The 25,633-nt window shown below is 61.1% G+C and carries 21 protein-coding genes and 6 tRNA genes; 10 read left to right on the top strand and 17 right to left on the bottom strand.

What is annotated here, in order from left to right:
* Positions 1-86: 86 nt before the first annotated feature.
* From IE061_RS04005 to IE061_RS04020, 4 genes are all read right to left on the bottom strand, one after another.
* Positions 87-4,028 (bottom strand): hybrid sensor histidine kinase/response regulator, encoded by a 3,942-nt coding sequence (locus IE061_RS04005; RefSeq protein WP_193461032.1) that lies wholly within the window; start codon positions 4,026-4,028, stop codon positions 87-89.
* Between the two features lie 90 nt (positions 4,029-4,118).
* On the bottom strand, positions 4,119-4,646 hold the full coding sequence (locus tag IE061_RS04010; protein ID WP_193461033.1) for a hypothetical protein: 528 nt from the start codon (positions 4,644-4,646) through the stop codon (positions 4,119-4,121).
* 97 nt (positions 4,647-4,743) lie between these two features.
* Positions 4,744-6,540 (bottom strand): sodium:solute symporter family protein, encoded by a 1,797-nt coding sequence (locus IE061_RS04015; protein ID WP_193461034.1) that lies wholly within the window; start codon positions 6,538-6,540, stop codon positions 4,744-4,746.
* A gap of 6 nt (positions 6,541-6,546) precedes the next feature.
* On the bottom strand, positions 6,547-6,807 hold the full coding sequence (locus IE061_RS04020) for a DUF4212 domain-containing protein (protein WP_016916175.1): 261 nt from the start codon (positions 6,805-6,807) through the stop codon (positions 6,547-6,549).
* 618 nt (positions 6,808-7,425) lie between these two features.
* Here IE061_RS04020 and IE061_RS04025 point away from each other — a divergent pair.
* The 3 genes from IE061_RS04025 to ttcA all read left to right on the top strand — a co-directional run bounded on the left by IE061_RS04025 (position 7,426) and on the right by ttcA (position 10,929).
* Complete coding sequence (locus tag IE061_RS04025) at positions 7,426-9,261, top strand: DUF294 nucleotidyltransferase-like domain-containing protein (RefSeq protein ID WP_193461035.1); 1,836 nt, start codon at positions 7,426-7,428, stop codon at positions 9,259-9,261.
* Positions 9,262-9,287: 26 nt separating this feature from the next.
* A complete protein-coding gene (locus IE061_RS04030; protein WP_308429499.1) occupies positions 9,288-9,902 on the top strand; it encodes a 3'-5' exonuclease family protein in 615 nt (204 codons plus the stop codon).
* Between the two features lie 115 nt (positions 9,903-10,017).
* Positions 10,018-10,929 (top strand): tRNA 2-thiocytidine(32) synthetase TtcA, encoded by a 912-nt coding sequence (gene ttcA / locus IE061_RS04035; RefSeq protein WP_016916178.1) that lies wholly within the window; start codon positions 10,018-10,020, stop codon positions 10,927-10,929.
* On the opposite strand, the gene fnr is transcribed toward ttcA, so the two are convergent.
* From fnr to ccoN, 11 genes are all read right to left on the bottom strand, one after another.
* Complete coding sequence (fnr, locus tag IE061_RS04040) at positions 10,916-11,668, bottom strand: fumarate/nitrate reduction transcriptional regulator Fnr (protein WP_016916179.1); 753 nt, start codon at positions 11,666-11,668, stop codon at positions 10,916-10,918. The genes ttcA and fnr overlap by 14 nt on opposite strands.
* Positions 11,669-11,728: 60 nt before the next feature.
* On the bottom strand, positions 11,729-13,153 hold the full coding sequence (gene hemN, locus IE061_RS04045; RefSeq protein WP_193461036.1) for an oxygen-independent coproporphyrinogen III oxidase: 1,425 nt from the start codon (positions 13,151-13,153) through the stop codon (positions 11,729-11,731).
* A 110-nt stretch (positions 13,154-13,263) separates the two neighbouring features.
* Positions 13,264-13,962, bottom strand: coding sequence for a sulfite exporter TauE/SafE family protein (locus IE061_RS04050; protein WP_193461037.1), 699 nt, complete (start codon positions 13,960-13,962; stop codon positions 13,264-13,266).
* Entirely contained in the window at positions 13,959-14,177 is a 219-nt protein-coding gene (gene ccoS / locus IE061_RS04055) for a cbb3-type cytochrome oxidase assembly protein CcoS (RefSeq protein ID WP_193461038.1), read from the bottom strand. The genes IE061_RS04050 and ccoS overlap by 4 nt, the downstream gene beginning before the upstream one ends.
* On the bottom strand, positions 14,174-16,627 hold the full coding sequence (locus IE061_RS04060; RefSeq protein WP_193461039.1) for a heavy metal translocating P-type ATPase: 2,454 nt from the start codon (positions 16,625-16,627) through the stop codon (positions 14,174-14,176). The genes ccoS and IE061_RS04060 overlap by 4 nt, the downstream gene beginning before the upstream one ends.
* Positions 16,624-17,145: a FixH family protein gene (locus IE061_RS04065; RefSeq protein WP_096921449.1), complete on the bottom strand. Its 522-nt coding sequence runs from the start codon at positions 17,143-17,145 to the stop codon at positions 16,624-16,626. Before IE061_RS04065 ends, IE061_RS04060 begins: the two co-directional genes overlap by 4 nt.
* Before the next feature lie 6 nt (positions 17,146-17,151).
* Complete coding sequence (gene ccoG / locus IE061_RS04070; protein ID WP_193461040.1) at positions 17,152-18,588, bottom strand: cytochrome c oxidase accessory protein CcoG; 1,437 nt, start codon at positions 18,586-18,588, stop codon at positions 17,152-17,154.
* 209 nt (positions 18,589-18,797) lie between these two features.
* Positions 18,798-19,727, bottom strand: coding sequence for a cytochrome-c oxidase, cbb3-type subunit III (gene ccoP / locus IE061_RS04075; protein ID WP_193461041.1), 930 nt, complete (start codon positions 19,725-19,727; stop codon positions 18,798-18,800).
* Entirely contained in the window at positions 19,724-19,948 is a 225-nt protein-coding gene (locus IE061_RS04080; protein ID WP_039181513.1) for a CcoQ/FixQ family Cbb3-type cytochrome c oxidase assembly chaperone, read from the bottom strand. Before IE061_RS04080 ends, ccoP begins: the two co-directional genes overlap by 4 nt.
* Positions 19,949-19,951: 3 nt before the next feature.
* Positions 19,952-20,560, bottom strand: a complete 609-nt coding sequence (ccoO, locus tag IE061_RS04085; RefSeq protein ID WP_016916188.1) for a cytochrome-c oxidase, cbb3-type subunit II — start codon at positions 20,558-20,560, stop codon at positions 19,952-19,954.
* Between the two features lie 19 nt (positions 20,561-20,579).
* Entirely contained in the window at positions 20,580-22,004 is a 1,425-nt protein-coding gene (gene ccoN, locus IE061_RS04090) for a cytochrome-c oxidase, cbb3-type subunit I (protein ID WP_039181509.1), read from the bottom strand.
* Positions 22,005-22,181: 177 nt separating this feature from the next.
* On the opposite strand from ccoN, the gene IE061_RS04095 reads away from it, so the two are divergent.
* The 7 genes from IE061_RS04095 to IE061_RS04125 all read left to right on the top strand — a co-directional run bounded on the left by IE061_RS04095 (position 22,182) and on the right by IE061_RS04125 (position 23,702).
* A complete protein-coding gene (locus IE061_RS04095) occupies positions 22,182-22,937 on the top strand; it encodes an alpha/beta fold hydrolase (protein WP_193461042.1) in 756 nt (251 codons plus the stop codon).
* A 70-nt stretch (positions 22,938-23,007) separates the two neighbouring features.
* Positions 23,008-23,083: transfer RNA gene (locus IE061_RS04100), tRNA-Val, on the top strand.
* A 45-nt stretch (positions 23,084-23,128) separates the two neighbouring features.
* Positions 23,129-23,205, top strand: a tRNA-Asp gene (locus tag IE061_RS04105).
* 36 nt (positions 23,206-23,241) lie between these two features.
* Positions 23,242-23,318 (top strand) — tRNA-Asp (locus IE061_RS04110).
* Between the two features lie 36 nt (positions 23,319-23,354).
* Positions 23,355-23,431 (top strand) — tRNA-Asp (locus tag IE061_RS04115).
* Positions 23,432-23,478: 47 nt separating this feature from the next.
* Positions 23,479-23,554 (top strand) — tRNA-Val (locus IE061_RS04120).
* A 71-nt stretch (positions 23,555-23,625) separates the two neighbouring features.
* Positions 23,626-23,702 (top strand) — tRNA-Asp (locus IE061_RS04125).
* A gap of 214 nt (positions 23,703-23,916) precedes the next feature.
* Here the strand turns inward: IE061_RS04125 and IE061_RS04130 are convergent.
* On the bottom strand, positions 23,917-24,318 hold the full coding sequence (locus tag IE061_RS04130) for a heme-binding protein (protein WP_039175367.1): 402 nt from the start codon (positions 24,316-24,318) through the stop codon (positions 23,917-23,919).
* Between the two features lie 81 nt (positions 24,319-24,399).
* Complete coding sequence (glcF, locus tag IE061_RS04135) at positions 24,400-25,632, bottom strand: glycolate oxidase subunit GlcF (RefSeq protein ID WP_039175370.1); 1,233 nt, start codon at positions 25,630-25,632, stop codon at positions 24,400-24,402.
* Position 25,633 lies beyond the last annotated feature (1 nt).

Consider the following 25,633-nt stretch of genomic DNA (forward strand, 5'->3'; position numbering starts at 1 on the left):
GACGGTAGGCAACCAAAACGCCGCGCCTGGAGTTCTCCAGGCGCGGCGTTTTGTTAGGTGTTGCTTTGTCAGGGTCAGGGCCAGGGTCAGGGTTTGGCCCGACTGGCCTGCAGGGTGCGTGTCAGCAGAGCACGCAGGGCGGCGGGTTTCACGGGTTTCAGGAGCATGTGGTACCCCGCCCGCTTGATCTCCTCGGCCACGGTTTCGGTGCGGTCAGCGGTGATCACGATGCCCGGCACGGCGCCCTCGAAGCGCTCGCTGAGGGCTTCCAGAGCCATCAGGCCGGTGACTTCGTTATCCAGATGGTAATCCGCCAGAATGGCATCCGGGTCGCCATCCATGTTGCGCAGAATCGACTTGGCCCCTCCGATGCTGGTGGCGGTGAAGACCTCACAGCCCCAGCCGCTCAGCATGGCGGTCATGCCCTCCAGAATCAGGGTTTCATTGTCGATACAGACGATGCGGGTGCCCGCCAGCTTGTTGCCACTGCGGCGATGACCAGCCTCTTGCTCTATCGGCGCAATCTCCTTGGCCGCCACGATGGGCACGCTCACCGAAAAGACCGTCCCGATGCCTTCCCAGGAGCGTACCTTGATGGGGTGGTCCAGCACGCGACTCATGCGGTCGGCGATGGACAGTCCCAGCCCCAGCCCTTTTTCGCTCTCCTTGTGACGCGACACCTGATCGAGACGACGAAACTCCTGGAAAATCTCGGTGAGCTTGGACTCGGGAATGCCGGGGCCGCTATCCCATACCTCGATCAGCAGCCGTTCGCCCTGGCGGCGGCAGCCCAGCAGCACGCGCCCTTCCTGAGTGTAGCGAATGGCGTTGGAGAGGAAGTTCTGCACGATACGGCGCAGCATTTGCGGGTCAGAGTCGACCCACTTCTGGGTGGGGACGACGTCCAGGTCCAGACCGCGGTCGTCGGCCATGACTTCGAACTCGGCCCGCAGCGGGCGGAAGATGTCGGCCAGCGCGAAGTGGCTGCGGCGTGGGGTCAGCGCGCCCGCATCCAGCTTGGAGATATCCAGCAGCGTTCCCAGCAGCTCTTCGGCGGCCTGCAGCGAGTTGTCGATATGCCCAATGGTGCGCTGGGTATCGCTGGCGGTGACGTTTTGCATCAGCGCCGAGGTAAACAGGCGCGCAGCGTTCAGCGGCTGCAGCAGATCGTGGCTGGCGGCGGCCAAAAAGCGCGTTTTCGAGGCGTTGGCATCCTCGGCCAGCTGCTTGGCCTGGCGCAGCGCTTGCTCCGCTTCTGCGCGCACCCGGTTCTCCTGGCGCAGGGCGGCGTTGGCCTCTGAAAGCGCCTGGGTGCGCTCCCTGACGCGCTCCTCCAGGGTTTCATTGGTCTCCTTGAGCGCAATCTCGGCCTGGCGGCGTTCGGTAATATCCTGATACAGCGCAAAAAAGCCCAGAATCGACTGGCTGTCGCCAAAGTGGGGCGTATAGGTCACCAGCATGTAGCGCATGGCATCATTGACGCGCATGGAGACCTCGAAGCTGACACGCTCACCGGCCAGCGTTCGCTGTACCCAGGGCAGCCGCTCTTCGGCCTGCTTGACCGGCAGAACGTCTTCATAGCGACGCCCGATGACCGCGTTACGATCGATGCTGAAGGCCTGCTCGTAGGCGCGGTTGGTGAACAGGTAGCGGCTCTCCTTATCGAAGTAGGCAATCAGCGCCGGTACGTTATCGGTATAGATACGGATATTGTTTTCAGAGCGAATCAGCGCCTCTTCGATGCGCTTTTGCTGGGTAATGTCCTGATAGGTGTAGACGAAGCCGCCCCCGGGCATGGGGTTGCCCTGCACTTCCAGTACGCTGCCATCCTGGCGGTAACGCACGTAGCGGTGGGGCTGGCCTGCCCGAATGTTGTCGATCAGCAGCTGGACATGCTCCTCCGGGTCGCCGGGGCCATACTCGCCATTATGGGCGTTGTAACGGAAGATGCGGTCCATGGGGGCGCCGACCCGAATCAGGTGGTCGGGGAAGCGGAACAGCTCCAGATAGCGCTGGTTCCACACCACCAGCCGCAGGTTCTGATCGACCACGCTGATGCCCTGGTTGATGTTTTCGATGGTCGCCTGCAGCAGGGCGCGGTTGAACTCCAGCACCTGGGAGGCTTCATCGACGATGGAGATCACATCGGAAATGCCGATGCCGCGCCCCTGCAGCGCCGAGTTCACCACGATACGCGCCGACGAGGCGCCCAGCACCGACGCCAAAAAGCGTTCGGTAAACTGGATGACGTCGATGGAGGCGCGGGTGCCATCGTCCAGCGGTTTGCCCGCCCGGCGGGCGTAGTCTTCGAAAGCGCGATCCACCTGGCCTGCACCGAGGAAGCGTTCACACAGTACCTTCAAGTCGCCTACCGTGGTCGCACCCGTCCAGGGGCGGTTCACCGAGGTCTGGCGGGTCTCGACGCTGTCGACGAACAGCGACGCCTGAATGCGCTCGACCACGCGCTGGGAGGTGATCTGCGAGACGAAGATATAGCAGAACAGATTGATGCCCAGCGAGAGCATCACCCCATGGGTGAACGGGTCGCCCAGGTTGAGGCCGAACAGGGCCGTGGGCGAGAGCCAGGAGATGCCCAGTGGCCCGCCAAACAGCCATGCCTGGGGCAGCACGCCGGCGTTGATCATGGCCGGCATCAGCAGGCTATAGGCCCAGATGGCAAAGCCGGCATTCATGCCGATGACGACGCCCAGCCGGTTGCCGCGCTTCCAGTACAGCCCGCCGATCAAGGCAGGCGCAAATTGCCCAGCCGCGGCAAACGAGAGCATGCCGATGGAGGCCAGCGAGGTGAACTCGCCAATCAGCTGATAGAAACCGTAGGCCATGGCCAGCACGGCGATGATGGTCAGGCGGCGGGCGCGCAGCACCAGCCGTCCGTAGTCTCGGGCCTTGGTGTCGAACCAGCGCAGCCGGAACAGGGCCGGAATGACGATTTCATTGGAGATCATGATGGACACCGCCACCGCCGCTACGATGACCATGCCGGTGGCTGCGGAAAAGCCGCCAATGAAGGTCAGCAGAGTCAGCCACTGCTGGCCGGAGGCCATGGAGAGCGCCAGCACGTAAGTGTCGGGCTCGACACCGCTTTCCGAGAACAGCATCAGTCCCGCGGCGGCCAACGGCACCACGAAGAAGGCAATGGCCAGCAGGTAGAGCGGGAATAGCCAGCGCGACTTGCTGGCGTCGTCCGGGTGAATGTTTTCGACTACCGCCACGTGAAACTGACGTGGCAGGCAGAGGATGGCCAGCATGGCCAGTAGCGTTTGTGCCCAGAAGCTCTGGCCGAAATCCTGGTTAGCCAACTGGCGCTGCAGCTCCAGCTGGCTTTCCGCATGGCCCATCAACTCACCCAGCCCGCCGAACATGCCCCACGTGACGAAGGCCCCCAGCACCAGGAAGGCCAGCAGTTTGACCAGTGACTCGAAGGCGACCGCATGAATCAGCCCCTCATGGTGCTCGGTGGCATCGGTATGGCGTGTGCCAAACAGAATGGCAAAGATCGCCATGACGATGGCCACATAAAACGCCGTATCGGCAAACAGCGGGGTGTGGGTGAGGTCCTGTGCATCGGTCAACACGCTGAAGCTGGTCGAGACGGCTTTTAGCTGCAGGGCGATATAGGGCAGCGTACCGATCAGCGCCACCAGGCTGGCGAAGGCGGCCAGCGACTGCGTCTTGCCGTAACGCGACGCAATGAAGTCGGCAATGGAGGTGACGTTCTGGTGCTTGGCAACGCGAATCATCTTGGCCAGTACCGGCCAGAACAGCAGGAACGTCAGAATTGGCCCGACGAAAATGCTGGCAAACGACCAGCCTGCCGTGGCGGCCTGGCCCACCGCGCCGTAAAACGTCCAGGACGTACAGTAAATTGCCAGCGCCAGGCTGTAGATGATGGGGCGGCGGCGGCTGGCGCCATGGGTGCGCGCCCGGCGGTCGCCGTACCAGGCAATGCCGAACAGCACGGCAATATAGAGTAGTGATACGGCTACCAGCAGCCCGCCGTGAAACATGCTTCTCTCCCTGTCTTGTTATCTGCGCCCCATGCGGCGGTGCGTTCAGTGAGGCTCCATTCTAGGGGAATTGCCCTGCAGCGCCAGTGCTCAAGATGAATGAGCAGGCTCTGCGCAGGCTTGTTCGAGCAGCGTGGAGGAGGTGCGCAACGTGCGGATGCCGGTGATATCCGGCGAACGGGTGTCGATATCCACCGGCACCAGCTCACGGCTGCTGCAGTTCAATAGGTAGGCCTGGGGAATTACCAGGTCCGTATGGTGACGCTCGAAGTGGTAGAGCATGAACTCGGCAAGCAGGGCGCCTTCGTGCTGGGTGCGCTGCAGGCTATCGCGGTCGAGCACGCTGAAGCGCGTGGTCATGGGAAACACGAAGGTCCATGGGCGCCATATTTCGGTGCCGGTACTGCTGTCCACGATCACCGCCGAGGCGGGCAGCTGCTGCTGCTTGTGATCGAACCAGGAGTACTCCACGTGAATCTGGTAGCTCAGCATGCCGAGTCCGGCAAAGACCGGCACGATCCATTTGGGCAGACGCCGCCCTGACAGGTGGCGCAGTATCAGAGCAATACCCGCCGCCGCCAAGGCGGCGAAGACAGCGGCAATCAAGTGCCAGATCATAACGATGCTTCCTAAAACAACTCGGGCTTCCCATGGGAAGCCCGATGCGTGATGGGTTCCAGGGCTAGCCCATTGGCTAGCCAGGAACGATTATGGCTTAGTGATCGACAGCGGCACCAGCCCCTTTCGGGTAACGCACGCTCTCGACAAGCTCCTGAATCTCCTTGGGCGGCGCTGCCGTGACGCTGGAGACAGCGAAGGCGACCGCAAAGTTGATCAATGCGCCGACGGCACCGAAGGAGAGCGGTGAAATGCCGATGAACCAGTTGTCAGGCGTGTTCGGCAGCATGTTGGTACCGGGGATGAAGAACCAGCCCAGGTAGGTGAAGATGTACAGCAGGGTGGCCACCAGGCCTGCCAGCATGCCGCAGATTGCGCCAGTGCTGTTCATGCGGGTGGAGAAGATACCCATCATCAGCACGGGGAACAGTGAGGCTGCCGCGATACCGAAGGCCAGGGCGACCGTCTGTGCCGCAAACCCGGGAGGGTTCAAGCCCAGATAGGTGGCCAGCAGAATGGCACCCCCCATCGAGATACGTGCCGCCAGCATCTCGTTTTTCTCGGAAATGTTGGGGTTGATGGTGTTCTTGATCAAGTCATGACTGATGGCCGAGGAGATCGCCAGCAGCAAGCCTGCGGCCGTGGAAAGGGCTGCAGCGATACCCCCTGCCGCGATCAAACCGATGACCCAGCCGGGCAGGTTGGCAATCTCCGGGTTGGCCAGTACCAGAATGTCATTGTTGACGTTCAGCTCGTTGCCTTCCCAGCCGCGTGCTTCGGCGGTGGCTGCAAACTCCGTGTTGGTGTCGTTGTAGAACTGGATACGGCCATCGTTGTTCAAGTCATTGAAGGTGATGAGGCCGGTATCTTCCCAGGTTCTGAACCAGGTGGGACGGTCTTCATACAGCAGAGGCTCGGCCGCTGCCATTTCGTAATCCTCTACCTGTCCGGTCATCTCGGGATAGACGGTGGTCATCAGGTTCAGACGTGCCATGGAGGCCACCGCAGGCGCGGTGAGGTAGAGCAGGGCGATGAATACCAATGCCCAGCCAGCCGACCAGCGCGCGTCAGCCACCTTGGGCACCGTGAAGAAGCGAATGATGACGTGGGGAAGACCCGCCGTACCGATCATCAACGACAGGGTGAACAGCACCATGTTCAGCTTGTTGTCCACATCTGCGGTGTAGTCGCGGAAGCCCAGCGCGTTGACGACGTCATCCAGCTTTTGCAGCAGCGGTACGCCCGACTCGGTGTGGGTGCTGAACATGCCGAACATCGGGATCGGGTTGCCGGTCAGCTGCATGGCGATGAACACCGCAGGAATGGTGTAGGCCACGATCAGTACGATGTACTGAGCCACCTGGGTGTAGGTGATGCCTTTCATGCCGCCAAACACGGCGTACAGGAAAACGATCGCTGCGGCGATCCAGATACCCCAGGTGCTGGGCACTTCGAGGAAGCGAGAGAACGCCACACCAGCGCCGGTCATCTGGCCGATAACGTAGGTCACTGACGCGATGATCAGACACACCACCGCTACCACGCGGGCGGTGCGGCTGTAGAAGCGCTCACCGATGAAGTCCGGCACGGTAAACTTGCCGAACTTGCGCAGGTAAGGTGCCAGCAGCATCGCCAGGATAACGAAGCCGCCCGTCCAACCCATCAGGAAGGTGGAGTTGGCGTAGCCACCCGAGGCAATCAGGCCTGCCATGGAGATGAACGACGCGGCAGACATCCAGTCGGCGGCCGTGGCCATACCGTTGGTCACGGGGTGAACACCTCCCCCCGCCACGTAAAAGTCCTTTGTAGACCCGGCCCGCGCCCATATCGCAATGCCGATATAGAGCGCGAACGATGCGCCTACGAACAGAAGGTTAATGGCAAATTGGCTCATGCTTGCTTACTCCCCCAGGCCAAATTTCTTGTCGAGCTGATTCATTCTCCAGGCATAGAAGAAAATCAGGCCGATAAAGGTAAGAATGGAGCCTTGCTGAGCGAACCAGAAGCCCAGGTCCGTACCGCCAACGGGAATGCTGGCCAGCAGGGGGCGGAAGAGGATGGCGCATCCGTAAGAGACGAAGGCCCAAACGATCATGCACCCGAAGATCAGGCGTACGTTGGCCTTCCAGTACTCAGCAGCATTGGTCTTGTCGTCTGCCATTGTGTTGCTCTCCAGTTGTGATTTTTAGGGTTGGAAAGTGAACTCAAGATAGCGTGTGATCCATCAGGGCAACGTAGACAAGAGATCCTGTCGGTGGTGGATTCCTTGAATGGCGTTACCAGGCACGTCACCTTATTATTGTTAAGCCGTCAGCGTTGAGGTGTTCTCGAGTGGTTGTCAGCGGCTCTGGATACATGGCTAGGGTGGTGTGCTTTAACCCTGTATGACTCACTAATAATACTGGGCAATAAATACAAAAAATAAATCCCAGACTTTGGTATCACGTCTTGGTAAGGGCTTTTTTTGAACCTGTGTTGTTTTTTTATCTTACTGTTTTTTAGAGGATAAGCGACCTTTTTTGCAAGCTGGGGTATGACGATAGGACAATGGTCTATGGCTCTGGCTAAACCAATGTTTGCTACCTTGGTAAAAGTGACCAAAGAGCGTTAAAGAGAAAATAAAAAGCGCGACTTTAGTCGCTAAACAAAGGTCGTTAAGACGTTAGCTTTATAGCGGAAAGTAGCAGGTTGTAAAGCAGGTCAAAGAGAGTGACAGGTTAATAATAATCACAAAAGCCATTGCGTGGCGCGAGACAAGGCGCTTGATCGAGGTTGCTACATGGTAGAAGTAGAGCTGTCTCAACTGCCCTTCACCCTGCTGGACGAGGAGGGTCGGGATCACGTGCGCCGGGGCATGGACTTGGCCTATTTCGAACGTGATGAGGTCATTCTGGAAATGGGCCAGCCTGGCGCCTCGGTGTTTCTGATTCACAAGGGCGAGGTGGCCGAGCTGGACCCCTCGCTGCCGGCTGCCAGTGCGCGTATCGGCCACTATACGGCGGGTGATCTGTTTGGTGCGATCAGCATCCTGAATGGCAAGAGCCGCTACCGCTTTCAGGCCGAAGACGAGTGCCTGTGTTACGTCATGCCCAAGGCGCTGTTCAGCCAGCTGTGTCGGCACTACCCGGCGTTCGAGCAATTCTTCAAACAGTCGCTGTCTCACAAGGCGCGCCTGTTGACCGAAAAGCGTGCCGATGGGGGAGTCACCATGGCAGGGTTCATGTTGGCCCGGGTGAGCGAGTGCATGCGTTTGCCGCTGATGATGGATGCCCAGGCCTCTGTTCAACAGGCCGTCCAACAGTTGAAAGATAGCCATGCCGACAGCCTGCTGGTGGCCACCGACGACGGGCCGGGCATGGTCACCAAGACGGACCTGCTCAATGGCCTGGTGCTCGAAAACGCCTCGTTGGAGACCCCGGTGGCGTCACTGGCCAATCGGTCACTGGTCACCGTTGCTCCTGGGCAGTACCTGTTTGATGCCTTGATCACCATGACCCGCCATCAGGTCTCGCGGGTGGTGGTGATGGAAGAGGATCAGGTGCAAGGGGTGGTGGAGCTGACGGATGTATTGGGGTTCTTCTCCAGCCGTAGCTATGTGGTGAGCTTGCAAGTGGAGCAAGCCGATAGCCTGCCTGCCCTGGCATCGGCCAGTCAGCGCACGCCCGAGCTGGTCAAGGCGCTCATGGCCCAGGGGGTCAAGCTGCGTTTTGCCATGGACCTGCTGGCCGCGTTGAATGGCCGCATCATGAGCAAGGCGTGGACCTTGACCGTGCCCGAGCAGTACCACCCGCAAAGCTGCCTGATGGTCATGGGCAGTGAGGGGCGTGGCGAGCAGATTCTCAAAACCGATCAGGACAACGGACTGATCCTGGCTGACGATTGCCAGTGGCCGGACGTGGCCGAGTGCATGAACACCTTGTCAGAGACGCTGGTGCAGCTGGGCTACCCGCCGTGCCCTGGCAATATCATGGTGTGTAACCCTGAGTGGGTGGGCACGGTGTCGACGTGGGAGTCGAACATCGCCAGGTGGGTGTCGGCCCGGGATGGCGACAGTCTGATGAAGCTGGCCATTTTGCTGGATGCCCACGGCGTCGCGGGCAACCCCGCGCTGCTGGACCGTGTGCGCGAGGCGCTGTTTGCGCGCTGTTCCCATGATGAGCTGCTGCTCTCCTATTTCGCCCGCGCGGCGCTGCGTTTCTCGACGCCGTTGACGCTGTTTGGCTCGCTGAAAAAGCCCCAGCACGGCATCGATATCAAGAAAGGCGGCATTTTTCCGATTGTTCATGGAGTGCGCACCATGGCGCTGGAGCGGCGCATCAAGGCGACCTCTACGCTGGATCGGCTCGATGCCTTGGCCGCTGATGGCCGTCTGGACCGCCGCTTTGCCGACGACCTGGGTGAGGCGCTGGCGCTGTTTACCGAGCTGCGTCTGAAGCAGCAGTTGCAGGAGCTGAAAAGCGCGTGCGCCCGCGATGCCGATACCGGCAAACGCACCAACCGGGTCGTGGTCCAGGAGCTTTCATCGCTGGAGCGCGACCTGCTGCGCGAAGCGCTGCACATCGTCAAGGACTTCAAGCAGCGGCTTTCCCATCGTTATCATCTGGAGTATTCGTGAGCGGAATGCGGCTATTGGATAGGCACGTGGGTCTCTTGAGCGGTTCACTGAGAACCCTGGTGCAGCGTGAAAGCGATCGACGGCGGTTCGCGGACACGCCGCATGGCTGGCTATTTCAGCCCTATATGGGCGAAGAAGCCGTGGCGTTGGCGTGTCGTGAAAGCCAGGCTCGCCCGGGCGAGCTGCGCGTGGCCGCTGTCGTATTGACGCCGCGCCGGGTGTTGACCAGCCATGCCTGGAGCGACACGCTGACCACGAAAGGCGAACAGATGCCTCATCGTCAGGAGCGAGACGACGCACCGGCTTCGTCAGTTGACTCGGGAGCTCGGATCGAAGCGCTGGCGGAGTTTATCGGTAATCGGCCCGTGGTGGGGTGGCAGTTGGATGCCCTGCTGGCGCCGCTTGGCCGGATGTTCAAGGCCTCGCTGGGGTTTGGGCTACCCAATGCTCAGGTCGACCTGGCCAGGCTGCACGCTCGTCAGCTACGCCGTTTGCATCCCCAGGCGGAGGTCGGCCCGAGCATCAACGAAGCGCTGTCATGCTGGTCTCTGCCGCTGGCCTGGCCCTCGGTGCATAGCGAGGCCACGGCGGCGGCGCTGCTCTATCAACGCCTGCAGAGTGAGCGCCTTTTCACGGTGTGAGCCGACGCGCTGCCGCTCGGTGTGGCCAGAGGCCGACGATGGGTTTGTATTGGGTCGCGCCTGCGAGTCTTGTAGAATAGCCGCTGCTCCTTCACCCATCGGCAGTACAACGACCATGTTATCACCTGATTTTTTCGACCCCTCCTCGGCGACGCGTGCCACCAAAGCGGCGTCTGAACAGCAGCCTGAACTTCAGGATGCCAAACAGAAGCGCGAATTCAACAAGTTGCAGAAGCGTCTTCGTCGTGAAGTGGGCAACGCCATCATCGATTACAACATGATCGATGAGGGGGATCGGGTCATGGTATGCCTGTCGGGCGGCAAGGACAGCTACACCATGCTGGAAATCCTGCGCAATCTGCAGCGCAATGCGCCGGTCAATTTTTCCCTGGTGGCGGTCAACCTCGACCAGAAACAGCCGGGCTTTCCCGAGCACGTGCTGCCCCGTTACCTGGATCAGCTGGGTGTGGAGTACCACATTCTGGAGCGGGATACCTATTCGGTGGTGAAGGAGAAAACCCCGGAAGGCAAGACCACCTGCGCGCTCTGCTCGCGACTGCGTCGCGGGTCGCTCTACGGGTTTGCCGAGGAGATCGGCGCCAACAAGATTGCCCTGGGCCACCACCGGGAAGACATCCTCGAGACGCTGTTTCTCAACATGTTCTTTGGCGGAACCCTGAAGGCCATGCCGCCCAAGCTGCTGTCCGACGACGGCAAGAACATCGTGATCCGCCCCTTGGCCTACTGCAAGGAAGCGGACATTGCCGAGTTCTCACGGCTGATGGAGTTTCCGATCATTCCCTGCAACCTGTGCGGGTCGCAGCCCAATATGCAGCGTCAGATCGTCAAGGACATGCTGGCCGAATGGGACAAGAAGCACCCGGGGCGGCTGGAGAGCATGTTCAAGGCCGTCACCAATGTAGCGCCTTCCCAGTTGGCCGACCGGGCGCTGTTCGACTTCGTCGGGCTGGAAGCCAAACAGGCGGCGCTGATGGAAGGGCGGATTCAGGCGTTCAACGTGAGCTGATTGCCTGCTCCTCTTCTTCGGCCAGGGTGATGAGCCGCTGCAGGTCGAGAATATTGACCTCTCGGCCCGAGACGGCCACTACGTTCTGTTGCTGAAAGCGGCTCAGGATACGGCTGACGGTTTCGACGGCCAGCCCCAGGTAGTTCCCCATGTCGGCGCGAGACATGGAGAGCCGGAAGCTGTAGGGCGAGTAGCCGCGTCTCCGGAAGCGATCAGAGAGGGTAATCAGGAAGCTGGCCAGCCGCTGGTCGGCGGTCTTGCGCGATAGCAGGCGCATCATGCGCCGATCATCACGCAGCTCTTTGCTCATGCTGCGGTAAAGCTGGCCGCGCAGCTCCGGCAGCTCTTCCGATAGGGTGTCCAGGCGGTCGAAAGGAATCTCGCACACCGTGGTGGTTTCCAGGGCGATCACGCTGCCGGGATACTGCTCTTCATCGATACCATCCAACCCCACCAGCTCGCTGGGCAGATAGAAGTTGGTCAACTGATCGTTGCCGTTGCCTTCGCTGGTCACCTGTTTCAGGCTGCCGGAACGTACCGCATAGACGCTGGTGAACGCATCGCCCTGGCGAAACAGCGGTTCGCCCTTCTTGAGCGGTGCGCGGCGGCGGATGATGGCGTCGAACTGGCTCATATCCTCCAGCTCCAGGGCGAGCGGTAGGCACAGCGAGCTGAGGCTGCAGGTCTGGCAGCGCGCCTCTTGCAGCAGTGAACGTCGTTGGCTGGCAGGATATGGCATGTTGTTCTCCCTTTTCATTAGCCATCATAGGGTCAGGGGGTGGATGTCTCAAGGTGCCGTTTATACGATCTTCGAGTAACGCTGGGAGGGTTGCCCCGGCAGGCGCGCATCGAACGCCATGGCCAGGTGGCGAATCAGCAGCCGCCCGGTCGGTGTTGCCCGCAGGCGGTTCCCTTCGCGCTGCAGCAGGCCATCCCGCTCGGCGGGCTGCAGGCGCTCCAGCGCGCTGGCGAAGTAGGCGGGCGCGTCGATGTGCCAACGTTGGCCAACGCTGGCCAGGTCAATTTCCATATCGCACATCAGGCGCTCGATGACGTCTCTCCGTATTAGGTCGTCCTTATTTAAACGTACTCCTTTGACGGTTGCCAGCCGACCTTCATCCAATGCCGCTTCATAAGCGGCCAGCTGGGTGGGGTTCTGGGCATACAGATCATCGATACGGGAAATGGCCGAAACGCCCAGGCCAATCAGGTCGCACTGGGCGTGGCTGGAGTAGCCTTGGAAGTTACGCTGCAGAGTGCCCTGGCGCTGGGCCTGGGCGAGGCTGTCGTCCGGGCGGGCAAAGTGGTCCATGCCGATATGCACGTAGCCTGCCTGAGTGAGCATCTCGATGGTGGTGCGCAGGATCGCCAGCTTCTCGTCGGCGCTGGGCAGGTCTGTTTCGCTGATGCGCCGCTGGGGGGCAAAGCGGCTGGGCATGTGGGCGTAATTGAACACCGACAAGCGGGCCGGGTTGAGGTCGATGACCTGGCCAAGCGTGTCGGCAAAGCTCTGCTCGGTCTGAAACGGTAGCCCGTAAATCAGATCCAGATTGAGGGAACGAAAGCCCAGCCGATGCGCTTCGTCCATCAGGGTTTCGGTCATGACCTTGGGCTGCACGCGGTTGATGGCCGCCTGCACCCTGGGGTTCAGGTCCTGGACGCCCAGGCTGAGGCGATTGAAGCCCAGCGACTGCAGGTGGCGCAGGGTGAAGACATCCGCCTCGCGGGGGTCGATCTCGATGGCGTAATCGCGGTCAGAAGCGTTGGAGAGCCCAAACCTCGCGTCCAGCCTGTCTATCAGGTCGCTCATTTGCGCCAGGGTCAGGAATGTCGGTGTGCCACCGCCCCAGTGCAGCTGTTGCACGGGCCGCCGAGTATCCAGGTGGCGCGAGGTCAACACCATTTCACGATCGAGGCGCGACAGGTAGGGCTCGGCCAGCTGGGTGTTCTTGGTGGCGATCTTGTTGCAGGCGCAGTAGAAGCAGATCTTGCGGCAAAAGGGCACGTGCACGTACAGGGAGAGCGGCCGCTGGCTGTCATTGCTGCGCGCCAGGGCTTCAGTGACGTCGTCGGCACCGATGCCTGCGTCAAAGGAGAGTGCTGTGGGGTAGGACGTATAGCGTGGGCCGCTGGTATCGTAACGGCGCAGCAGGGCCTCGTCCCAGGCAGGGGGCTCGGCCGCTGCGAGGTGAGGAGTTGCGGTGGCAGCAGAGGCAAGGGGCATGAAGAGACGCTCCGTGGTAACAGGGCAAAGTAGCCAGGTGGTGGGCCACCGGCCGACATATGCTTGCATGCTAAGGCATCGAAGCGGGCAAAGCGTTGAGCTATATCAAGCTATGAGTGATGCGCCGTCGGCAGCAGCGACCAAAGTTGCCACAGGGCAAAGCCGATGATGGTCAAGGCAGCCACGGTACGCGTGGCGGGGTGGCGAATGAGGTGGCCCATCTGGCGAGCCGCCAGGCCGGTGGCCAGCAGCGCGGGCAGCGTGCCCAGTCCGAAGGCGCCCATCAGCAAAGCGCCTTGCAGCGGGTCGGCCGTGGCCAGGCTCCAGGCCAGCATGGAGTACACCAGCCCACAGGGTAGCCAGCCCCAGATGGCGCCCAGGGCAAACGCCTGGGGCAGGTGCACGACGGGCATCAACCGTCGGCCCAGAGGTTCGAGATAGCGCCACAGGTAGCGCCCGGCGGCCTCGACTCGGAGCAGGCCTTTCCACCAGTTGGCGATGTACAGCGCCATCAGAATCAGCATGACCGCCGCCACCACCTGCAAGCCCACTCGGGCGGCCGGGGAGAGCGAGACCAGCGTGCCCAGCGCGGCCACCAGCGCACCGGCCACCATGTAGCTGAGAATACGCCCCAGGTTGTAGCTCAACAGCAGCCCGCTCAGACGAGCAGGGTGGCGCATGCTGGGCGGCACGGCGAAGGTGAGGGCGCTCATGATACCACCACACATGCCGATGCAGTGTGCCCCGCCCATGAGGCCAAATACCCAGGCCGCCAGCAGCGGCGGCAGGTCCAGCCCGGTCGGGTTCATGGCGGGGGCTCTTGGTCGCGAGGCGGCCTGGCCCTGTTGTTTCGCTCGGCGCGCTGTTCGGGGGTCAGGTCGTTGTCGTCGTCATCGAACAGGATGCGGTGGGCAGGGCCTTCCAGGTCTTCGAACTGGTCGTGCTTCACCGCCCAGAAGAAGGCCCAGACCGCGAGGCCGAGCAGGATCAGCGATAGCGGAATCAACAGGTACAGAATGCTCATGCAGTCACCGGTGTGGCGGGGGCGATGCTGGGGGGTGGAGCGCTGCGCCAACGCGATAGACGCAGGGCGTTGCCCACCACCACCAGCGAACTCAGCGACATGCCGATGGCGGCCAGCCAGGGCGGAATGAGCCCCATGGCGGCCAGCGGCAAGGCCGAGAAGTTGTAGCATACCGACCAGATCATGTTTTGACGCATGATGCGGCGGGTGGCCTGGGCAATATCCACGGCATCGTGGATGCGCATCAGGCGTGGGCTCATCAGCACTGCATCGGCGCGGGTACGCGCCAGGTCGGTGGCACCGTTCATGGCAATCGCGACATCGGCCCCGGCCAGCACGGGCACATCGTTGATGCCATCACCAATCATCACCACCCGTTCGCCCTGGGTCTGCAGCTCGCGCAGCCGGTTCAGCTTGTCCTCGGGGGACTGGCCCGCGTGCCAGGTCTCGATATTGAGCTGATCGGCCAGGCTTTCCACGGCTTCCCGGGTATCCCCGGAGAGCAGCTCCACCGCCAGACCGCGTGCTTGCAGGGCCGCCACGGTTTGCGCGGCGTCTTCCCGAATGCCGTCATGCAGCTTGAACCAGGCGCGCGGCTGGTGATCTTCGCTCAGCAGCAGCCACTGTCCGCTGCCCGGCACCGCGATGCTTTGCTGGCTGGCGAAGTCGGGCTTGCCCAACCGCCAGACGGCACCATCAAGAGTACCCTCGAGGCCGCTACCGGTATGGCTCTTCACATGTCGGGCCTGAAGCGTGGCATCCCGGAAGGGGCGGAAGGCGCGGGCGATAGGATGCTCGGAGTGGGCTTCCAGCGCGGCGGCAATGGCGCGTAGATGCTCGCTATCGTGATGTCCCAGCGGTTGGGTCTGGGTGAGCTGCATTTCACCGCGGGTCAGCGTGCCGGTCTTGTCGAAGATGACGCGGGTAACGTTGGACAGCGACTCGATGGCATCGGCGCGGGTAATCAGCACGCCCCGCTGGCGCAGCTGGCCGTGGCCGGCGGTCAGCGCCGTGGGCGTGGCCAGAGCCAGTGCACAGGGGCAGGTGACCACCAGTACCGACAGCATGATCCAGAGCACTCTCGAAGGGTCGATGATCCACCAGGTGATGGTGACACAGGCCGTCACCAGCAGTAGCCGAAGGACGAACAGGTGGGCCATGCGGGCGGCCATTTGCGCCAGGCGGGGGCGGCTGGCAAAGGCGCGATCGGTCAGGTCGACGATGCCTGCTACCCGAGCCGTATTGCCGGGGTGGGTGACGCGCATGGTCAGCGGGTTTTCCATGTTCTGGCTGCCGCCCACCACGCTATCGCCGATACGCCGGGTTACCGGCAAGTACTCGCCGGTCAGCATGGATTCGTCGAGGCTGGATTCGCCCTCTTCGATCACGCCATCGGCAGGGACGCCGTGGCCAGGTTTGATCAAGACGCGGTCGCCTACCGTCAGTTCGCTGGCCGGCAGAATACGCTCACTGCCATCCTCCTCCAGACGAATGGCCGAGACCGGCAGTACGCCGCTCAGCGCATTGCCGCTGTGGCCGCTACGGCGCCGCGCGCGGCCTTCCACGTAGCGGCCAAACAGCAGAAAGAAGGTGAACATGGCCACGGAGTCGAAATATACCTCGCCGACATCGAACAGCACCGCATAGCTGCTGGCCAGGTAAGCGCCGCCAATGGCCAGCGAGACCGGCACGTCCATGCCCAGCACGCCGCTTTTCAGGTCGCGCAGGGCATTGCGGAAAAAGGGCTGTGCCGAAAACAGCACCACTGGCGTTGCCAGCGCAAACGATAGCCAGTGGAACAGGGCATAGAAGTCGGCGCTCAGCTCCCCGGGGTCCGACACATAGATCGGTATCGAGAACATCATCACCTGCATCATGCCCACGGCGGCTACGATCAGGCGCCGCACGTTCATGCGCTCTTCGTGCTGCAGGCGTGCCTGGGCCTGATCGGGCTCGTAGGGTTGGGCGTCGTAGCCAATGCTGGCCAGCTCGGCAAACAGTTGGGAGAGCTTGATACGTGTCGGGTCCCAGCATATGCGCAGGCGGTGGTGCGACAGGTTGACCGCGCTGGAGCTGACGCCTTCCAGGGTGTTCAGGCGGTGTTCGATGAGCCAGGCGCAGGCGGCGCAGGTGATCCCTTCTACGGCCAGGGTTGCCCGCAGCTGGCCTTCATCCCCTTCCGGGTGAGTGAACTGGGCCTGCAGCGCCGGGTCGTCGAACACCGACCAGGTGTCTGCTTTGCTGGCCTGACGCTCGTCGGGACGCTCCGGCAGCTCGGTGCGGTAGCGGTAGTAGCTCTCCAGGCCGCCTTCCACGATGGCGTGGGCGACGGCTTCGCAGCCGGGGCAGCAAAGCGGCTGGGGCGCTTCGTCAATGACGATTTTCCACGGTGCCCCATCAGGCACCGCGTTGCCGCAGTGGTAGCAGCTGGCTAGAGATGCAGTACTCATTCGCTCTGCGTGCGGCCTCCGGGTAGAAGGGCGACACTCTCTTCATTGGGGAAGCGCGCCTCACCGATCAGCCGCCAGTCGGCGTCGGTTTGCTGGGGCTGTAGCTGAATGTACCAGCGGTAGCGCAGATTGTCTGGGCCCTGGGTGATGTAGCGGCCTTCGCGCACGTGCTGCAGCACGAACTCCTGATCACGGTCATCCTGGGTCGGGAAGATCAGCGTCAGGTAGAGGGTCTCCGGGCGGTCGTCGCCGGTCAGGTCCAGCACGATATCGCTGGTGAGCGGATCGATGCGCAGCTCGGCGGAAAGCCCCAGCTCGTTGGCACGCTCCTGCTTGGCCAGCACCATGTTGATGGCTTTGCCGTGTTCGTAGTAGTCCTCCTGGACCACCATGCCGTCGGCAGTCTTGATCGACAGGACCGCAAAAGTGATGCTGACTACGATGGACGAGGAGAGCAGCGCCAGCAGGAACCATGGCCAGAACTGCTTGTACCAGGGCTGAATCGGGGTGTCGGACATGGGGACTTATCTCCTAACGTCGCCCAGGAAGCGCGTTTCACGCTCCGAGCGAATGGTGTCGTCTTGCTGAGACTGCAAGATGAAAGTGATCGGTTGGCTGGGCTGTTGCAGCTCAGTCGGGTCGGCCAGGACGGTCACGATCTGGGTGCGTGTCTCACCGGCAGGCACTTCTATCGACGTGCGGTCCAGGGTGAGTGTCTCGAGCCCGGTCGCGCTCAGTTGATAGGTATGGGCCGTATTGTCCAGATTGCGAATCGTCAGGTTATAGACGTTGCTGACCTGACCCTCTCGCGTGATCTGGTAAAGCTGTGTGCGTTCTCGCTCGGCCTCGAAGCCCAGCGGCATGCGCTCATTCACCGCCCAGGCGAACGTGGCGATCATGACCAGCAGCGCGGCCAGATAGCCCAGCAGGCGGGGGCGCAGCACATGACTCTTCTTGCCTTCGAGCGCATTTTCCGTGGTATAGCGAATCAGCCCGCGCGGGTAGCCCATGCGATCCATGACGCTGTCGCAGGCATCGATACAGGCGGCGCAGGTAATGCATTCGTACTGAAGGCCGTCGCGAATATCGATCCCCGTGGGGCACACCTGCACGCACAGCTCGCAGTCGATACAGTCACCGTATCCTGCCGCCTGAGCCTGGGAATGGGTGAGGGTTTTCTTGCGGCTGCCGCGCGGTTCTCCCCGGGTGGCGTCGTAAGAAACGATCAGCGTATCACGGTCGAACATGACCGACTGAAAGCGGGCGTAGGGGCACATGTAGATGCACACCTGCTCACGCAGCCAGCCCGCATTCAGGTAAGTGAACACCAGGAAGAAGCCGACCCAGAAGTAGGACCAGCCGTGGGCCTCCAGTGTGGGCAGTTCGACCACCAGTGAACGAATGGGCGTGAAATAGCCCACGAAGGTCACGCCGGTGGCCAGAGCGATCAGCAGCCAGGCGCTGTGCTTGGCGGCCTTGCGCCACGCCTTGCTGGCGTCCATGGCCTGTTTGTCCAGCTTGATGCGCTGAAGGCGGCTGCCTTCGATACGGTGTTCCAGCCAGATGAACAGGAAGGTCCAGACGCTCTGCGGGCAGGTATAGCCGCACCAGACACGACCAGCAAACACCGTGATGAAAAATAGCCCAAAGGCACAGATGATCAATAGCCACGAGAGCAGCACGAACTCTTGTGGGTAGAAAGTCGCCGCAAAGATATGAAACTCACGCCCCGGCAGGTCGAACCATACGGCCGGTCGATCCCCCCAGTTCAACCAGGGAAGCAGAAAGAAGGCCATCATCAGCGCCCAGTTGGCGCTGCGCCGAACCTTTTGGAACAGACCTTTGATTTCACGCACGTAGATGTGCCGCCGCTTGGCGTACATCTCTTGGGTTTCGTTCTGGCCAGGCGTGTGGTGCCCAACGGTTGGCGGCGTAATATCGTGGCTAGGTATTTTTTCCATGGCGGTGATCGCAGCTCAGTGAGGCAGATGTGGGCGGCAGCCGAAGGGTGGTCGCTGGCGTAGTAGCGTTATGCCGTGTCGCTAAACCTGTTTCGATAAACGATAGTGTAACGGATCGCCGAGCGGCTGAGCGGTTGCTGGATGTAGAAAGGGTGCGGTATGAAACCGCACCCTTGGTACACGCTGGCGTCAAACGCCTGACAACGAGATCAGTCGCGGAAGCGCAGGCTGTACACGTAAGCGGCCACCAGGTGGACGCGCTCTTCACCAATGTACGCCGCCTGGGCAGGCATGTGGCCGTTACGGCCGTTGCGCAGCGTTTGGCGAATGGAGTCGGCAACGCTCTGCCCCGGTGCCTGGTACAGCCAGATATCGTTGGTCAGGTTGGGCGCGCCGAGTGCCGTGTTGCCGGTGCCGCTAGGCGTGTGACAGGCGGCACAAGCGGCCAGGAAGGTGCTTTCACCGCTGGCTGCGCGCTCCTCGTCGTGCTCCAGGTTGGAGAGCGACAGCACGTACTGGGTCAGGTTCTCGATGTTGTTCTCACCGAGCTGCTGCCAGGAGGGCATCAGACCATTCCGACCGTTGTTCAAGGTGGTCAGAATGTTCTCGGGTTCGCCGCCGTACAGCCAGTCGTCATCGGTCAGGTTCGGGAAGCCGTAGCCGCCCTGGGCGTTGGAGCCGTGGCACACCGCGCAGTTGTTCAGGTAAATGCGCTCGGCCACCTGCATGGCCTCGGCATCACGCGCCAGTTCGGGAATCGGCACTTCCTGGTACTGAGCAAAGATCGGTGTGAAGCGCTCGTTGGCCTGCGCCACTTCTTCTTCCCACTGACTTTCCTGAGACCAGCCCAGCACGCCCGCGTAGTTGCCCAGACCTGGGTACAGCACCAGATAGCCCAGCGCAAAGACCACGGTCAGGATGAAGAGCTTGAACCACCACTGGGGCAGGGGGTTATCGTACTCTTCGATGCCATCAGCCGCGTGGCCAGTGGTCTCTACATTACCATCAGCATCCGGGGTCTTGTCGGTGCGGCGGTTGGAGATCAGGATCCAAACGCTCAGCGCAATCGTGCCCAGAGTGATGACGATGATCCAGGCGCTCCAGAAGCTGGATAGGGAGTCACCCCATAAGTTATTCATCTATTCTTATCTCCCCTGTCGTGGCGGGAATCCGCTTCGCCCTCTGGCGAAGCATGCTTGTCACGGGTCGGTTGCTTATCGTTTTCATCGTCGGCAAAGGGCAGGTTGGCCGCTTCATCGAAGTCGGGTTTGCGCCGCTTGGAGTAGGCCCAGAAGAAGATGCCTACGAAAGCGACAATGAGAATGAACGTGATAAGTCCGCGGAAAGTTCCCGTATCCATAACTTAACGAGTGCCCTCGAGCACGGTTCCTAACTGTTGCAGATAGGCCACCAGCGCAGTGATTTCCTGCTGGCCGCGTACTTCGGCGGTGGCGTTGGCGATATCTTCATCGGTGTAGGGAACGCCCAGCTGACGCAGCACACGCATCTTGCGCGGTGTCGCTTCGCCATCCAGGGTGCGCTCGAACAGCCAGGGGTAAGCCGGCATGATGGACTCGGGCACGACATCGCGCGGGTTGTACATGTGGGCGCGGTGCCAGTCATCGCTGTAGCGGCCGCCTACGCGCGCCAGGTCTGGCCCCGTACGCTTGGACCCCCACAGGAAGTTGTGCTCGTACACCTGCTCACCAGCCACGTTGTAGTGGCCGTAGCGCTCGGTTTCCGCACGGAACGGGCGAATCATCTGGGAGTGGCAGCCCACACAGCCTTCGCGGCGGTAGATGTCCCGGCCTTCGAGCTCCAGTGCACTCAGCGGGCGCAGCCCCTCCACGGGCTCCGTCGTATCCTTTTGAAAGAACAGTGGCACGACTTCGGCCAAGCCGCCGAAGCTGATCGCAACCAGGATCAAGACGGCGAGTAGGCCAACGTTCTTTTCGACAATCTCATGTTTCATTGGTCTGAACTTCCCCGGTTTAAGCGGCTTGTGGTGCCGAGTAGCTGATGGCTTCACGACGCTTGACGGTCATGTACACGTTGAACGCCATGATTAGCATGCCGACTACCCAGAACAGGCCGCCTATCAGACGAACGAAGTAGCCTGGGCCACTGGCTTCGACAGACTCAACGAAGGTGTACATCAGCGTGCCGTCGGCGTTGATGGCGCGCCACATCAGGCCTTGCATGATGCCATTGACCCACATGGCGGCGATGTACAGTACGGTACCGATGGTGGCCAGCCAGAAGTGCACGGCGATCAGGCTGACGGAGTACATTTCGGTGCGGCCGAAGACCCGCGGAATCAGGTGGTACATGGAGCCGATGGTGATCATCGCTACCCAGCCCAGGGCACCAGAGTGCACGTGGCCGATGGTCCAGTCGGTGTAGTGAGACAGCGCGTTGACGGTCTTGATGGCCATCATCGGGCCTTCGAAGGTCGACATGCCGTAGAACGACAGAGCCACGACCAGAAAGCGCAGGGTCGGGTCGGTGCGCAGCTTATGCCAGGCGCCCGACAGGGTCATCATGCCGTTGATCATGCCGCCCCAGGAAGGTGCCAGCAGGATGATCGACATGATCATGCCCAGCGACTGCGCCCAGTTGGGCAGTGCGGTGTAATGCAGGTGGTGCGGGCCTGCCCACATGTAGATCATGATCAGCGCCCAGAAGTGGACGATGGACAGACGGTAGGAGTAGATCGGACGCTCGGCCTGTTTGGGTACGAAGTAGTACATCATGCCCAAAAAGCCTGCCGTCAGGAAGAAGCCCACCGCGTTGTGGCCGTACCACCACTGCACCATGGCATCCACGGCACCGGCATAGATCGAGGTGGAGTACATCATGGTGACAGGAATGGCGGCGTTGTTGACGATGTGCAGCACGGCCACGGTCAGGATGAACGCAGCAAAGAACCAGTTGGCCACATAGATGTGGGACGTGGCGCGCTTCTTGATCGTCATCAGGAACACGATGGCGTAGCTGATCCAGACAACGGCAATCAGGATGTTGATTGGCCATTCCAGCTCTGCGTACTCTTTCGTGGTGGTATACCCCAATGGCAGGCTGACCACGGCAGAAAGGATGACCGCCTGCCAACCCCAGAAGGTGAACGCGGCGAGCTTGTCAGAGAACAGACGTGTCTGACAGGTACGCTGAACGACGTAATACGACGTCGCGAACAGCGCTGAGCCACCGAAGGCAAAGATGACGGCGTTAGTGTGTAACGGACGAAGACGCCCGAAGCTAGTCCAAGGTAAGCCGAGGTTCAGTTGCGGCCAAACCAGCTGGGAGGCGAGGATGACGCCAATCGTCATGCCCACGATGCCCCACACAACGGTCATGATCGCGAACTGCCGAACTACCTTGTAATTGTAGGTCGGGTGTTCCAGTGCTGTGCTCATTTCATGTTCCCATCGAACGCGGTTAGGGGGTAACCCGTAGCATTGTGCATTAGCATTTTGCCTGGGTGCGGCCACCCGCTTGATGATGCAGGTCAAGATCCGGCCTAGATTCTATCGCAGCCGAGGCTTAAGCTGAACACGCCAATGGATGTAACGCTGAATTAGCAGGAGTCGACGTTGTCCTATTACGCTGGCCTGGGGTTCGAGCCGCTTGCGCCACAGGCATTGTTCAAGGGTATTGCCAGCCCCGCTGTTCAGCGCTTTTACGTGGAAGGATATGGGCCGGTGAGTGTTTCCGGCATGCCCCGGCAGGGGCGCTTGCTGCTGCTGCACGGTGCGGGAGCAGGGCACCTGAGCGATTTTATGCGGCAATTTGCCGCGACGCTGGCGGCGCATGACATACAGGTATGGGCTATCGATTTGCCCTACATGCAGCAGATGCACGAGCAGGGCAAGCGTCGCCCGCCACCACCCGTGCTGAAAAGTGTGGCCTGTGTCGCTGACTGGTACTCCCTGATCGAGCCGTTGGGCCCACTTCCTTTATGGGTGGGGGGCAAGTCCATGGGCGGGCGCCTGGCGTCGTTATTTGCCAGTGAGCGGACGTGCCCAGGCGTGATGGCCGTGGGGTATCCGTTCCATCCTCCTAAAAAGCCGGACGTGCTGCGAACGGAGCACTTTGCGTCGTTGTCCTGCCCGACGTTGATCATCCAGGGCGAGCGAGATCCTTTTGGCACCCGTGCTGAGGTAGAGAGCTACCGACTACCGAGGCGCGTGCAGGTGGAATGGCTTGCCGATGGGGACCATGATTTCAAGCCACGGAAATTATCCGGCCTGAATCAAAAGGTTTTGATTGACGAGGCTGCCCGGATTGCGGCATCCTTCGTCCGCGCTCAAGGAGCGGAAGTCGGTGATACGTGCAGCACACTGGTTTAAATGCAGAATTTAAACGCTTCGTGTTGACATTTGAACGGGCTTCTGTAGAATGCAGCGCCACGTGACCAGCGGGTGGTTAGCTCAGTTGGGAGAGCACCAGCCTTACAAGCTGGGGGTCACTGGTTCGAACCCAGTACCACCCACCATTGACATGGTGCCCTGGAAACGTAAGCAGCAAGTGATGCATTTGTGGACCGGTAGTTCAGTCGGTTAGAATGCCGGCCTGTCACGCCGGAGGTCGCGAGTTCGAGTCTCGTCCGGTCCGCCATCATCGCTCAATGTTGCACATCAGTTATCGTAATTCGGACCGGTAGTTCAGTCGGTTAGAATGCCGGCCTGTCACGCCGGAGGTCGCGAGTTCGAGTCTCGTCCGGTCCGCCATCATCGCTCAATGTTGCACATCAGTTATCGTAATTCGGACCGGTAGTTCAGTCGGTTAGAATGCCGGCCTGTCACGCCGGAGGTCGCGAGTTCGAGTCTCGTCCGGTCCGCCACGATAACCTGAAGCAGTCGATTGATCAGCCATTGGCTGTCAATGATCGGGTGGTTAGCTCAGTTGGGAGAGCACCAGCCTTACAAGCTGGGGGTCACTGGTTCGAACCCAGTACCACCCACCATTCAAGTAGCGTGCATAGCGACTGAACCGCTTTGATAACGCCCTTGCAATGGTCTTGAAGTGTCTTAACGTGGACCGGTAGTTCAGTCGGTTAGAATGCCGGCCTGTCACGCCGGAGGTCGCGAGTTCGAGTCTCGTCCGGTCCGCCATTAAGCACTTATCGGTTATGCATGTGCATGCAAGCACGTCGATAAAACCGAACACATTCCAAAAGCCCGGATCTNTGCAAGCACGTCGATAAAACCGAACACATTCCAAAAGCCCGGATCTTCGATCCGGGCTTTTTTGTCGTTTCTATTTCCAGATGCCTATGTTCAGGCGCGCATGACGCCGTTTGTCACGGCGTCATGCGGTGCTCAGTGGTCAGGCGATAGCGCTGACACCGGCTTTGGCGATCTGGACATCCTGGTCCGGCTTGACGCCAGAAATCCCCACGGCACCCACGACCTGGCCATCCACGATGATCGGTACGCCGCCGGACAGCAGCCCCTGCAACGGTGCCGAGACAAACGCCGTACGGCCACCGTTGATCATCTCCTCGAAGATTTGCGTCTCTTTGCGGCCGAGCGCTGCGCTGCGCGCTTTTTGGGTCGCTACTTCGGCGCTGAACGGGGCGGCGCCATCCAGCCGGCGCAGGGCCAGCAGGTGGCCGCCATCGTCGGTGACGGCAATGGTCACGGGCCAGCTGTTGTTGTCGGCTTCTTGCTGTGCGGCGTCCAGTACTTGAATGACGTCGGCTTGGCCCAGAACGGCTTTGGTTTGCATCAAAGTATCCTTCTTATCATGGGGGGTGAGGCGCGGCGCCTGACGGGCAAGGCGTGATGCCAGGGGCCGCGAGTATCGAGGTTATACCAGGGCAGCGTCGACGACTTCTACCCAGTGGCGGACTGGCGTGCGATTGGCACTGGCCAGATGCGTCTGACAGCCGATATTGGCGGTCACGATCACTTCGGGGTTGCCTGCTTCCAGAGCATTGAGTTTGTTGTCGCGCAGCTGGGTGGCGAGCTCCGGCTGCGTCACCGAGTAGGTGCCTGCCGAACCGCAGCACAGGTGGGCATCCTTGACCGGGGCCAGCGTAAAGCCGAGTTTGCCCAGCACGCTTTCCACCGCGCCGTTGAGCTTCTGGGCATGCTGCAACGTACAGGGGCAGTGGAATGCCAGACGCTGATGCTCCTTGAGCTGCAGGGCCTCCAAAGGCTCGTCGCGCAGAATCTCGACGATATCCTTGGCCAGTGCGCTGACACGCTGGGCCTTTGCCGCGTAGGCAGGGTCGTCCTTGAGCATGTCGGCATACTCTTTGACGAAGGCGCCGCAGCCGCTGGCGGTTTGCACGATGGCTTCGGCCCCTTGCTCGATTTGCGGCCACCAGGCGTCGATATTGGCGCGCATGCGCTGGCGACCGGCTTCCTGTGCATTGAGGTGGAAGTCGATGGCACCGCAGCACCCCGCTTCACTGATCGGTGTGACGCTGATGCCCAGGCGGTCGAGCAAGCGAGCCGTCGCCGCATTGGTGTTGGGCGAGAGACCAGGCTGCACACAGCCTTCCAGGATCAATACCTTGCGCGTATGGCGCTGGCTGTCGGGGCGTTGGCCTGCATCCACCGGAGCGGGCGGCATTTTGCTGCGCAGCTTGCCAGGCACCAGCGGTTTGAAGGTTTGCCCCAGACTCAGCAGCGCCTTGAAGCGCTTGGGGTCCACCAGCATTTTACGCAGGGCGTAGCGTTGGGCGCGTTCGGCGGCCGAGCGGGGCACGCGGCGCTCGATCTCGGCGCGTCCTATATCCAGCAGCTTGTGATACTCGACGCCCGAGGGGCAGGTGGTTTCACAGTTGCGGCAGGTCAGGCAGCGGTCGAGGTGCAGGCGAGTCTCTTCGGTGACCTGGTCATCGTCATCGCGGCTCTCCAGCAGCTCTTTCATCAGGTAGATACGCCCGCGTGGCCCGTCTCGCTCATCGCCCAGCAGCTGGTAAGTGGGGCAGGTGGCGTTACAAAAGCCGCAGTGTACGCAGGTGCGCAGAATGCGCTCGGCTTCCTGAATATGCGGTTTCTGGCGGTCGGCATCGGTAAAGTGCGTCTGCATG

Origin of the sequence: Vreelandella hamiltonii, from assembly GCF_014651795.1 — a bacterium.
Lineage (GTDB): Bacteria > Pseudomonadota > Gammaproteobacteria > Pseudomonadales > Halomonadaceae > Vreelandella > Vreelandella hamiltonii.